Below are 11,389 nucleotides of genomic sequence, written 5' to 3' on the forward strand. Positions count from 1 at the left end.
GTATGAGGTCGAGCACATATTGACCTGTGCCACATTGTCTGCCAGCGCTGCCCTTGAACGAAAGGAAAGCAGGTGGGGGAATGCCCATCAACGCACGGATTTTCCTGATAAAGATGATGATAACTGGCTTTGCCACCTTATTCTCAATAAAGGTGAGGATAATCGTGATATTCAGATCAGTAAAAAAGCAGTCAAAGGATTTGACGCAGCAGAGGTGAAAAAATGATTTCAAACAGCAATATAAAAGTTGACCGCGACCTTTGTACGGCATGCGGGAAATGTGTGGATACATGTATAATGGATAATCTTCGGTTGTCGCTGGCCCCATGTAGAACAGCTTGCCCTTTGCATATGAATTGCCAGGGTTATGTTCGTTATATGGCAAGGGGAATGGAAAAAGAAGCGGCAGAAGAGTTGCGTCTTCATACACCCTTTGCAGCCATTCTCGGTCGAATCTGCCATCATCCCTGTGAACAAGCCTGCGAGCGCTCTCAACTGGATGGAGCTGTTCATATCAGAGCGCTTAAACGCTATCTGGCTGATATCCAGGCTGATATTTGTACTCAACTGCCGGATATTCCCGATGAAACAGGGCATCGAATAGCCATTGTTGGATCCGGTCCTTCCGGGCTTATGGCTGGTTTTGAGCTCAGATCCAAGGGACATAGTGTTACCATTTTTGATAAAGCCGAAAAACCAGGGGGCTTGATGCGCTATGGCATTCCCTCTTTCAGGTTACCGTCCCTTCATGTGGACAATGCCGTTGAATTCCTGGAGGCAATGGGGGTGGTCTTTAAGATGAGCCAGGCTTTGGGTGAAGACATTGAATTTGCAAGACTTATGGATGATTTTGATTCCGTTCTTTTAGCTATTGGGACATCATCACCGGCAAGATTACCCATCCCGGGAAGTGACCTTGATAGTGTCGTTCAGGGAATGGATGTATTAAGGGATGTTGAAATGACAAGGTCGATGGTTTTTTTATTAAAATCAGCAAAATTTTCATGGAGCTTGGCAAGGTTTTCTGCCTCAAGCTGCTCATGGATTACAAATTCAATATCCCTTCGATCGGAAATAACTTGTGTCATTTTTAAATATCCTCCTGCTGTTGATGTTACAAAAATTAATTATTTTAAATTGTAAATGTCCGATAATGAATTGATGCTCATTGACATATTCCAAATAATATTTTTTTTAAAACAAGTTCTACCATGATGATTAATAATTATTTTGAATAATAAAAATAGAAAGTTATCAAAAATATTGTATGCCATAAGTCTAAAAGTATTTCATCCTTATTCCTGTTCATTAAAAATGAATTCTCATTCATTACATGAAATTTTTCACGTGTCAATGATTATTTTACAAAGTTAGAATAATTTTATATAGTTCCAATATGAAAAAAATATTAATAAGTGCCTGCCTTGCAGGAGACCGGGTCAGATATGATGGTAAAAGGGCACCTTTAAAGGATGAGGTGTTGAGCCGATGGGGCGATAAGGGCTTGCTTGTGAAGGTATGTCCTGAGGTTTCAGGGGGATTGAAAATCCCCAGGCCCGAGGCCCGGATTGTCAATGGCAATGGCTTGGACGTGTTAAAAGGAATGGCAAAGGTCCTTGATATCCATGGCTGCGATGTCACTTCTTTTTTTATCAGAGGCGCTGAATATGCACTCAGTATTGCCAGGCGTTTTAACATTGAGGTGGCCATATTAAAGGAAAAAAGTCCTTCATGTGGTGCGCATAATATTTATGACGGCCAATTTGCATCCCATCTTATACCCGGCTTTGGGGTTACATCTGCTCTGTTAAAACAAAATGGAGTCAAGATTTTTTCAGAGAATGAACTGGACCAGGCGGCCCTGTATTATGGATAATTCTGTGGGTAAGGCCCAAAATTTAAAAAAAAGGTATTACGTGGACAAGCCAGGAACTGAAATAAAAAAACAAAATCGTCTGATCTGGGCAAAGGCCCGGTCGGTTATGGAAGCCGGCAATTATAAATATCGTAAATATGGTGAGAAAGTCCGAATCAAGTGGTCTTTGTTTGGGCTTCTTATCCGGATTTTTGGAGTGCTTTTAAAACTTACTCCTTTTTTTAAGAAGGGTTTTGCCAATGCTCAAAATATAGTGTTAAACAAAGTTGATCTTTATTTTGATGATCTCCCCGCGGGGTTTGAAGGATACACAATTTTGCATATGACGGATCTTCATCTTGATTCTCTCCCTGAAATGGATAAAAAAATTTGTGAAAAAATTGATGGGCTCAAAGTGGATCTATGCGTTTTAACGGGAGATTATAGGGTAGGTACAAGGGGTGGTTTTAAAAAAATACTGGACATGCTGCATCAAATTGTTCCTTGTATTCAGCAAAGGGATGGAATTATGGCTGTCCTGGGCAATCACGATACCTGCGCCATGGTTGAGCCCTTTGAGATGGCAGGGATTACAATGCTGGTCAACGAAACGATTGATATTGATCGTGGCGGCAGCCGGATTTCAGTAACAGGGCTGGATGATCCCTATTATTACTATGGAGAACAATCTTTACAGGCGCTTAAAGAATCCCCGGAAGGATTTAAAATTGCTTTGGTTCATGCACCATCCTTGTTTGATCTGGCCGCTGATAATGGTTATAGCCTTTATCTCACTGGCCATACCCACGGTGGACAGATCTGCCTTCCCGGAGGAATACCCGTGATCCGGCATCTTCGTTATGGGAAAAAATATTATCGAGGTGTCTGGCATTATGCTGAAATGACGGGTTACACGGGTCAGGGAGTTGGCGTTGTCGGGATTCCCGTTAGATTCAATACCCAGAGTGAAATTACATTGCTGCGGCTGCACCGGAAAAAATAACCCCCCCCCCATCCATTCGAGACATTTACTCTACAAAAAATTGTTAAAGCCGGGTTTTAATTCATCACCAGAATAATGGGTGTTATGAATTTGTTGGTTGTGTTTTGTATAGCTTTACTTTAAAAGAAAAATATTTTAATAAAATTATTGACAAAGTAAAATCTATTATATATTTCTACTCTAAAATAAAAAATGACCAAATATAATATATCAATAGGAGGTCGCCTTGATTCTGTGAAAAAAAACAATTTAGTCAAACCAAATAAAGTAAGGACACCCTTGTTGAGATGATAATAAAAATAATAAATTTTGAGAGTTAATTATGGAAGGCAAAAACAATCAGGGCATCTGCTGCAATATCAAGAGATTTTAAGACCTCCTGTTTTTCAAGGGCCTCACTATCCTTAAAAAAATCAATGCCCCCGAGACATTGCCTTATCTCTTGCTTCAGGTCATTGAACCCTTTTTGGTAAATCAGGTCTCCTCCGGCAGTATGCCCCGGGGAGCGCTGTTCCTGGAACTCGGTAAACATCCCGGCATTAAAAGCATCAATCCAAGGATCATCCATGGCATTAAATATCTTTTCCCTTATGGTTTTGCCTTTCCAGAACGGGATAATCTTTTCCGCATAAATTCTCTTTGTTTCCTCAGAAACCTTATAGGCCACCTTGGGTCTTGAGTTTAGAATCTCAAGATCGTTTAAAGAATGCAGACAGATTTCAGGATAAGTAGGAACGGCTTTGGGTTCAGGCCCGCGTTCTCCGACAATGAGTTCATTATCATCAATACATATTTTTTTATTTTCAAGGATATGTTTCAGGCACAATGCCCTTTGAACGGTGATGGATTCACCCATGCTGACATAGGTTTCATAAAAAGAAGTAACCAGTTGCGCCCTTTCATGGGAGATGGTCACTGGTTTCTCCCGGGTCTTTTTTCGCAAGTCTTCTATTCTTGAATTCATTTTTTTATCCGCCATTATTTTATCCGCCCAGGGTTACATTGAATCCTCTGGATTCAAATTGTTCTTTTATTCTGGTCAACTTTTCTTGGGAAGGCACCTTTATATCTTTCATCTGATTTTTCATATTCAATGATGAATATTTCCCTTCGCCTGCCTTGTGAAAGGGCAGGATATGAATATCCCGGTAAATTGTATTTTCCTTTAAAAAAGCAATGATACTGCCAATGTTTTCACTGGTATCCGTCATCTGGGGGATGAAAGGAAAACGCAATCGAATCGCAGCCCTTTGTTTTGACAATTGCTTTAAATTCTCAAGAACAGGACCAACGCTCTTTCCTGTATATTTTTCATGGAGTTTTGTATCCAATAATTTAATATCATACAAAAACAGATCCGCTTTTTTTGCAGCCTTTAAAATAATCTTATTATCGCCATACCCCGACGTATCCAGACAGGTATGAATTTCTTTTTTCCGGCAAAGATCTAATAGCCTGAATAATAATTGGGGCTGGCACAGGGGCTCTCCACCTGAAAACGTCACCCCGCCGCGGGAGTCATCATAGAAAATGAGATCTTTTTCTATTTCTTCCATCAAGAAATCAGCCAACTTGTCTATATTTTTTTTATCGCTTTTAACGGGCATGGCCTGGCTTTCAGGATTATGGCACCAGAGGCAGGACAAGGGGCAGCCCTGGAAAAAAATCGTGGTTCTGATGCCGGGACCATCATGGATACAATATCTTTGGATTTTAAAGATATAGGGGTTTTCAATCATTCAAATTTTTCTCCATCAATTCGTTGAATTTTGACACATGGTCTTTGGCAAGCCTGCAGGCAAGGATGGGATCTTTTTGTTCTATTGCCTTTGCGATATCACATAAATCCTTATAATTATCAAGAAGCAATGCCTCGCTCCAGGGCAGATACTGATGAAAATAAATCTGGATATTGTCGTGCACGGCAACAAGATTTGCCTCAAGAAGAGGGTTCCCCGCAATTTGGGCCAATAACCTGTGAAAGCTTGCATCCATCTTGTGGAACTCTTTCCAGCTCGATGGCTTTGTTTTTATATGATCCTTAGCCTGTGATAAAATGGTGTTTAAGACCTTTATATCATTCTTATCAGCCATCTTTGCTGCCTGCTCTGAAATATGGCCTTCCATCATTTCTCTGAATTCTGCCAGATTTTGCAGAGATACTTTCTGCTGGCGGATGAGGATGGCCACATTGTCACTCATGGGTTTTGTATTTGCCTCAAGGACCCTGGCTCCCCCTTTCACCCCTGTTCGAATGGCAATCAATCCCTTTTGCTCCAATACCCTGAGCGCTTCCCTGATGGTTCCCCGGCTGGTATCAAATAATTCCTTAAGCTTCATTTCCGGCGGCAGCCTGTCCCCTGCTTTAAGCTTTCCATCGCATATAGCCTTTACAATTTCATCCACCACATGCTGGTATGATTTCAAGGGTTTCATTTTTTTAAATTGAACATTCATAAAATTTATCCCGGGTTAAAAAATCAGCCCAACCAAACGATCAAACTGTCGGACAGTTTAATCTTTCAATATCAAATCGTCAAGGCAAATACCAAAAAAACAGAACGAACAAGATAAAGGTCTGGGTGTTATTTGGTTAATGTGGATTTAAAAAATATGGGGGGAATTATCAACAACGGCAGGATAGTTTGTAACCTGCCGTTGTTAATGTCCTGGAAGAATAAAATTATATATCACGAGCCGTTCTATTCACCAAACCCGCTTCCATCCGAGATACCATCACCTGAATTAGGGGCGGGTCTGAAATTTTATAATTTAGCCACCTGGACAAAAGCCTCAAAAACCAATAGCCATTCGTTAAGCCAGTATTTGGTTTATAAAGGTTTTAGTTCTTTCGTCCTGGGGGTTTTCAAAAAATTCATCGGGGGTGTTTTCTTCCACAACCTTTCCATGGTCCATGAAAAAAATCCGGTGAGCCATTTTCCGGGCAAAATTCATTTCATGGGTGACGACAATCATGGTCATGCCTTCATGGGCAAGGTCGATCATGACATCCAATACTTCATTAATCATCTCGGGATCAAGAGCAGAGGTTGGTTCATCAAACAGCATGACCTTTGGATTCATGCACAGGCTTCGAGCGATGGCCACCCTTTGCTGCTGTCCTCCTGATAATTGTCCCGGATATTTATGGGCCTGCTCGGCAATATGCACTTTTTCAAGATAGTGCATGGCCTTTTCCCGGGCTTTCATTTTAGAAATGGATCTCACCCAGACAGGTCCAAGAATAAGATTATCAAGAATACTCAAATGCGGAAAAAGGTTAAAATTTTGAAACACCATGCCGACTTCCGTACGAATTTTTTCAATATTTTTACTATTATTTGTTAATTCAACACCATCAACAATGATTGAACCGCGCTGATGTTCTTCAAGCCGGTTAATGCAACGGATTAATGTGGATTTTCCAGATCCTGAGGGGCCGCAAATAACGATTCGTTCCTGCTTTTTCACAGTCAAATTGATTCCTTTGAGTACGTGAAAATCACCATACCATTTATGAAGGTTATCAATTTCTATTATTTTCTCATCCGAAAACTGGGATTCTATATTATTTGAAACTACCATGATCAAAAAACCTTTCCTTGAGTTTAAAATGAATTGACAAAACCAGGCCCTTATTTAAAACCTGAATGGGATAGCGTTTGTTTTTAAACAATGGTAAAAAGAATGGATACTTTTGCCCTTCCCGACAATTACAGCATTCTATAAACAAACAATCGCCTGTATTTATGGTAAAAAATTAATTTAGCATCAAGGATCAGACCCATTTACCGATCCCTGACAAATATATAAAGGTTTCTGTATTGCTGATGCCATTAATCTGGACAAGGCCTTCATCAAGGAAAATTCTTAAATCATCTCTGGATTGAAAAGCGACTTCTGCAATCATATTATAGCGCCCAGTTAGAGAGCAGACCGACTTTACTCCGCTAAGATCGGATATGTTTTTCAAAACTTCTTCTCGCTGGGCCCGGGCTTCTAAATTTATTCCAATCAAAGCATTGATATTATTTTTAAAATACAAAGGGTCAACAACGCCAACAATCCTCAGGTAACCACATTCTTTCATTTTTTTTATTCGATAGCGAACTGACCCTTCAGAAATTTTCAATTTATGAGCTATCTCTCGGTATAATACCCTTCCATCCTTGTTAAGCTCCTTAATGATATTTTTGTCCAGCTCATCAAGTTCTATTATTTCTTGTTTTTTCATATAATCACAATTCAATTAATATTTTATGCAAATTATAATAACCCGATTCCGCAAATACTTGAAAAAATTAGTGCATACGATAAAATTTGTCAACATTATATCCTATAGCCAAAGGATATAATGATATCATTTTTTTTGACAAAGTTTTAACAAATATCTAACCTATATTAATGCTCTCTTGCTTTATGTTGTTTCTCTATATTCATTGCATACCTGGAAAGAGAGTAACAAATGACCCAGTAAATCGCAGCAACAAATACATATGCCTCCACAATTTTACCCAACCATTTTGGATTTGCAGCAACCACCCCGGCCATGCCTAACAAATCAAACAAACCAATTACCGTGACAAGTGAAGTCGCTTTTATGAATGTTATAAAAATGCTCACCAAAGGAGGAATAACGATGCGTAAGGCCTGGGGTAAAATTACGAATACCATGGTTTTCCAATAATTAAGGCCAATACTCCAAGCTGCTTCTTCTTGGGCCTTGGGAACTCCCTGCAACCCCCCCCTTATAATCTCAGCAATATACCCTGCCGAAAAAAGGATGATACCCACCTGGGCCCTTAAAACGAGGCCAAGGGAAACATCAGAGGGCAGACACAAGGGTAAAAGAATTGAAGCAATGATGAGCATGCTGACAATGGGTATCCCTCGAATGACTTCTATATAAACGATACAAATCCATTTTATGATAGGAAGCCCCCTGCTGCGTCTTCCCAAAGCCAATAAAACACCCAGAGGAAAACCAAACCCAAGGCCGATGATGGATAAAAGAACCGTTAACAAAAGGCCGCCGATCAATTCAGTATCAACTACCTTAAGCCCAAAAACATCAACGCCTTTGAGTAATATCAGGATGGGAATAATTGAAAATGCCCACAAATAATATTTTCCTCTCCAGTTTCTCACTTTTTTGAAAAAAGATACGATGATCAGAGCCCCTACAATAAAAAGAATCCCCAGCAGTCTCCACCGTTCTTCAGAGGGGTATCGACCCATTAAAAAAAGTGTCCATGTATCCCTGATAACGGACCAGCATGCGCCCGAACAATCTTTACAATTTTCCGGTGCTTTGCCAAATGAGGCACCGATAACAGCCCATTTGGTAATGAATACAAATAAATTGTAACTAATCCAAAGGCATATAAAGGTGATTGTAGTGTTTAACCATGAACTGAAAAGATTTGATTTCAGCCAGCCGAGAATACCGATTTCCAACCTTGGCGGGCCAATAGCGTCTTCATCAATATCTACCACTTTGGAAACGCAAGTATTCATCTCTCCTCCATTGTAATTTGGGTATTATACCAGTTCATGAACAATGATATCAGAAGACTTATTGTTAAATAGACTGACATCGTCAATGCTAACACTTCTACAACCTGACCGGATACTGCCATAATGGTGCCGCTGACACTTGCCAGCTCGGGATATGCCACGGCCACGCCCAAAGAGGTATCTTTGGCCAAAGAAAGATATTGTCCCGTCAATGGTGGAATAATCACCCGTAAGGATTGTGGCAGAACAACCAGCCGCAACAATTGTCCCCGCTTAAGCCCCAGAGCCAGTCCTGCCTCAATCTGACCTTTGGAAATTGCCTGTATACCACTTCGAACTATTTCAGCAACATATGCAGACGTGTAGATAACCAGCCCTAAAAACATTGCCACAAATTCTGGGCTTAAAACCAGTCCCCCTTGAAAGTTAAAACCCTTTAAAATCGGATAACTCAAGGATATTGGTGTCCCAAAAACCATAATGGAAAACAAAGATAAACCTGCAAAAATGAATAGAGAAGGATAAAAAATTTTGAATTCTTTTCCCTCAAGCTCTATTTTCTTTTTTTTATATCGACCCATGAAACAGATCGATATTATCGTTAAAACAAGGACTAGCATAAACGGACGAAAACCCTCACAAGGATTCACCATGGGAAAATAGGCGCCACGATTATTCAAGAAAAACATATCATAAAAATTAATGCTTTGCCGCACACTGGGAAGAACGCCAATAACGATAAAATACCAGAAAAGAATTTGCAGTAATATGGGAATATTTCTAAAGGTTTCCACATAGATACCCGAAAGTCGTTTTAATAACCAATTCGGTGAAAGTCTTCCTATTCCAACCATCAAACCAACAATGGTGGCTGTGATACAGCCGGCAAAAGCCAGTTTCAATGTATTTAAAACGCCCGTCAGTATGGCAAAGCTATAACTGCTTACTTGACTGAATCCAATCCATGCAATGGAATCACCCATCAAATAGAACAATGACCCCAGCACCCCAATCAGGAAAAAAGCTGCGATTAAAACTTTATTGGCACGGGGGCTTATTTTCTCGCCTTTACTGTGAGCCCGCCAATAAACAAGAATAAAGCCGAGAACATATGCCAGGAATAGAATAACAATAAAGAGCCCTCTTCCTTCAATCAGAGGCAATGGAATCGTCTCACTAATATCAAATCCGGATTCCTTGATCATAAAACCGAAACCAGAGGATATTCCTCGTTGAATCATATTTTTGATAATATTGCTGGTAAGCCAATACCCTGTACCCAGAATTGTCAGCAGAAACGTTATCTGATAAAAAATCATACGAAATGAGTAATTCTGAAACCGGGAAAATTCTTTCACAACTACATGTCGTTCTTTGTTCTTCATTGGTACTCAACCTTTTGTGCCGCCAGCAATATAATTCAGACTGGCGGCACTTTTAGCATTGAAATTTATAAATATTTATTTAAAGGGTTGAGAATACATCAATCCACCTTTTGTCCAAAGGTTATTTACGCCTCTATCAAGTTTCAAAATCGTATTCTTACCAATATTACGTTCAAATATCTCACCATAGTTACCAACGGCCAGAATCGCGTTTAATGCCCAATCTTTTTCAAGACCCATATCTGGTCCCAGAGTGTCTAAAACGCCAAGAAGACGTTTTATTTCAGGATCAACAGAAGTTGCAGCCATTTGTTTAGCATTGGCCTGGGTGATGCCTTTTTCTTCAGCCGTAATCAATGCATTCATTGTCCATCTTACAACTTCAGTCCATTTTGGGTTTCCTCCTGCAGTCACAGGACCTAAAGGCTCTTTTGTAATCATTTCATCTAAAATTATATGCTCTTCCGGATTTTTCATGGCAGCTCGTCGAGATGCAAGCTGGGACCGATCTCCAACCATAAGGTCGGCTCGGCCTTCGTCGTATGCCCGATAGGTATCATCATGTTTATCAAAAACAAGTGATTTGTACTTCATGTTATTTGCAAGGAAAAAGTCAGCCGTGTTACGTTCTGCAGAGCTGCCTGCCGTGGAAGCTGCAGTCACACCATCTAATTCCAAAGGATTTGTAATCCCTAAACTCTTGCGAAGCATAAAACTCTGGCCGTCATAAAAGGTAACTCGTGGCCATTCCATACCAATTTTTGTATCACGGCTCATGGTCCATGTTGCCAGCATAAAGATAACATCAACCTCTCCTGACTGAAGGGCTGTGAATCTGGTTTTCTGATCCAGGGATTTGTATTTGATATCAACACCAACTGCAGCAGCAAGTGCCTTTGCACAATCAACTTCAGAGCCTTTATGCACACCTTTACTGTCTATATAGCTGAAACCGGGGAGCACTGGCATCACCCCTACTTTTACATAGCCTCGCTCCTTAATATCCTTAAGAATATCTGCTGATGACGACGACCCTAAAAAACAGATAAAGAGAAATAAAATTGCAGTAACCTTGAAAACTTTTTTCATTTTTGTGCTCCTTTAAAATATAAAATTAATTAAACAGACAATCTACATTTTGAAAAGTCAAAATGCAAATTTATTCAAACCACCTCTACATATAGGTTAATGGTTAAAAGAGAACCAATCGTTCTCAAAAAATACCTTTGTTTAAAGCCGGCAACACCCCATTGAATATATTTTGAATTAAGTCGTTGCAGCTTGTTTAGAATATTTTCATGTTTTTTCTTTGTATTTTTTTAAAACCCCCAGGACATAATCAATATCATGCTCCGTATGATCAGCTGAAATCTGGAATCGAATTTCCTCATCCCCCTTGGGTACAACTGGAAAATTTAACCCCGTTGCCAGGATACCCGCCTCAAATAAATATTGAACCACCTCGGAGGTTTTTTTTGTATCTCTCAGCATCAATGGCACGACAGGGTGGTCACTCTCTATAATTTCATACCCTGAATCCAAAAGTCCCTTTTCCATTCGCTTTGTCATTTTTAAAAGGTGTTGTAATAAATTTTTTCCTTCCTCACTTTCTAAATTTTTTTCAATTAC

The 11,389-nt window shown here is 39.8% G+C and carries 12 protein-coding genes; 3 read left to right on the forward strand and 9 right to left on the reverse strand.

Annotation, left to right across the window (positions count from 1 at the left end; genetic code table 11):
• Window positions 1-297 precede the first annotated feature (297 nt).
• The 3 genes from ABF87_RS10745 to ABF87_RS10755 all read left to right on the forward strand — a co-directional run bounded on the left by ABF87_RS10745 (window position 298) and on the right by ABF87_RS10755 (window position 2,858).
• On the forward strand, window positions 298-1,143 hold the full coding sequence (locus ABF87_RS10745; RefSeq protein WP_160829126.1) for an NAD(P)-binding protein: 846 nt from the start codon (window positions 298-300) through the stop codon (window positions 1,141-1,143).
• Between the two features lie 253 nt (window positions 1,144-1,396).
• Window positions 1,397-1,876 carry a DUF523 domain-containing protein gene (locus ABF87_RS10750; RefSeq protein WP_160829127.1) on the forward strand — a complete coding sequence of 160 codons (480 nt, stop codon included), beginning with the start codon at window positions 1,397-1,399 and terminating at the stop codon, window positions 1,874-1,876.
• Window positions 1,869-2,858 (forward strand): metallophosphoesterase, encoded by a 990-nt coding sequence (locus ABF87_RS10755; protein ID WP_160829128.1) that lies wholly within the window; start codon window positions 1,869-1,871, stop codon window positions 2,856-2,858. The genes ABF87_RS10750 and ABF87_RS10755 overlap by 8 nt, the downstream gene beginning before the upstream one ends.
• A 316-nt stretch (window positions 2,859-3,174) precedes the next feature.
• Here the strand turns inward: ABF87_RS10755 and ABF87_RS10760 are convergent, their stop codons facing one another.
• The 9 genes from ABF87_RS10760 to ABF87_RS10800 form a co-directional block, all read right to left on the reverse strand.
• A complete protein-coding gene (locus tag ABF87_RS10760; protein ID WP_160829129.1) occupies window positions 3,175-3,837 on the reverse strand; it encodes a pyruvate formate lyase family protein in 663 nt (220 codons plus the stop codon).
• Window positions 3,838-3,841: 4 nt separating this feature from the next.
• The gene (locus ABF87_RS10765; RefSeq protein WP_160829130.1) at window positions 3,842-4,597 is read right to left on the reverse strand and encodes a glycyl-radical enzyme activating protein; all 756 of its coding nucleotides are present in this window, start codon (window positions 4,595-4,597) and stop codon (window positions 3,842-3,844) included.
• Window positions 4,590-5,315, reverse strand: a complete 726-nt coding sequence (locus tag ABF87_RS10770) for an FCD domain-containing protein (protein WP_160829131.1) — start codon at window positions 5,313-5,315, stop codon at window positions 4,590-4,592. Before ABF87_RS10770 ends, ABF87_RS10765 begins: the two co-directional genes overlap by 8 nt.
• A gap of 357 nt (window positions 5,316-5,672) precedes the next feature.
• On the reverse strand, window positions 5,673-6,398 hold the full coding sequence (locus ABF87_RS10775) for an amino acid ABC transporter ATP-binding protein (protein ID WP_345789907.1): 726 nt from the start codon (window positions 6,396-6,398) through the stop codon (window positions 5,673-5,675).
• Between the two features lie 238 nt (window positions 6,399-6,636).
• A complete protein-coding gene (locus tag ABF87_RS10780) occupies window positions 6,637-7,092 on the reverse strand; it encodes an Lrp/AsnC family transcriptional regulator (protein ID WP_160829133.1) in 456 nt (151 codons plus the stop codon).
• 167 nt (window positions 7,093-7,259) lie between these two features.
• Window positions 7,260-8,375: an amino acid ABC transporter permease gene (locus ABF87_RS10785; RefSeq protein ID WP_160829134.1), complete on the reverse strand. Its 1,116-nt coding sequence runs from the start codon at window positions 8,373-8,375 to the stop codon at window positions 7,260-7,262.
• A complete protein-coding gene (locus tag ABF87_RS10790) occupies window positions 8,372-9,760 on the reverse strand; it encodes an ABC transporter permease subunit (RefSeq protein ID WP_160829135.1) in 1,389 nt (462 codons plus the stop codon). The genes ABF87_RS10785 and ABF87_RS10790 overlap by 4 nt, the downstream gene beginning before the upstream one ends.
• Window positions 9,761-9,835: 75 nt before the next feature.
• Window positions 9,836-10,849: an amino acid ABC transporter substrate-binding protein gene (locus tag ABF87_RS10795; RefSeq protein WP_160829136.1), complete on the reverse strand. Its 1,014-nt coding sequence runs from the start codon at window positions 10,847-10,849 to the stop codon at window positions 9,836-9,838.
• Between the two features lie 207 nt (window positions 10,850-11,056).
• A partial coding sequence (locus tag ABF87_RS10800; RefSeq protein ID WP_160829137.1) for an aminotransferase class I/II-fold pyridoxal phosphate-dependent enzyme occupies window positions 11,057-11,389 on the reverse strand: 333 nt, incomplete at its 5' end.

It is taken from the genome of Nitrosomonas sp. JL21, from assembly GCF_009833095.1.
Classification (GTDB): domain Bacteria; phylum Pseudomonadota; class Gammaproteobacteria; order Burkholderiales; family Nitrosomonadaceae; genus Nitrosomonas.

Bases quoted from the DNA above. Each gene is read 5' to 3' on its own strand.
- ABF87_RS10760 (WP_160829129.1), bottom strand. From the start codon at position 3,837: ATGGCGGATAAAAAAATGAATTCAAGAATAGAAGACTTGCGAAAAAAG.
- ABF87_RS10780 (WP_160829133.1), bottom strand. From the start codon at position 7,092: ATGAAAAAACAAGAAATAATAGAACTTGATGAGCTGGACAAAAATATC.
- ABF87_RS10785 (WP_160829134.1), bottom strand. From the start codon at position 8,375: ATGAATACTTGCGTTTCCAAAGTGGTAGATATTGATGAAGACGCTATT.
- ABF87_RS10795 (WP_160829136.1), bottom strand. From the start codon at position 10,849: ATGAAAAAAGTTTTCAAGGTTACTGCAATTTTATTTCTCTTTATCTGT.
- ABF87_RS10750 (WP_160829127.1), top strand. From the start codon at position 1,397: ATGAAAAAAATATTAATAAGTGCCTGCCTTGCAGGAGACCGGGTCAGA.
- ABF87_RS10790 (WP_160829135.1), bottom strand. From the start codon at position 9,760: ATGAAGAACAAAGAACGACATGTAGTTGTGAAAGAATTTTCCCGGTTT.
- ABF87_RS10745 (WP_160829126.1), top strand. From the start codon at position 298: ATGGATAATCTTCGGTTGTCGCTGGCCCCATGTAGAACAGCTTGCCCT.
- ABF87_RS10765 (WP_160829130.1), bottom strand. From the start codon at position 4,597: ATGATTGAAAACCCCTATATCTTTAAAATCCAAAGATATTGTATCCAT.
- ABF87_RS10755 (WP_160829128.1), top strand. From the start codon at position 1,869: ATGGATAATTCTGTGGGTAAGGCCCAAAATTTAAAAAAAAGGTATTAC.
- ABF87_RS10770 (WP_160829131.1), bottom strand. From the start codon at position 5,315: ATGAATGTTCAATTTAAAAAAATGAAACCCTTGAAATCATACCAGCAT.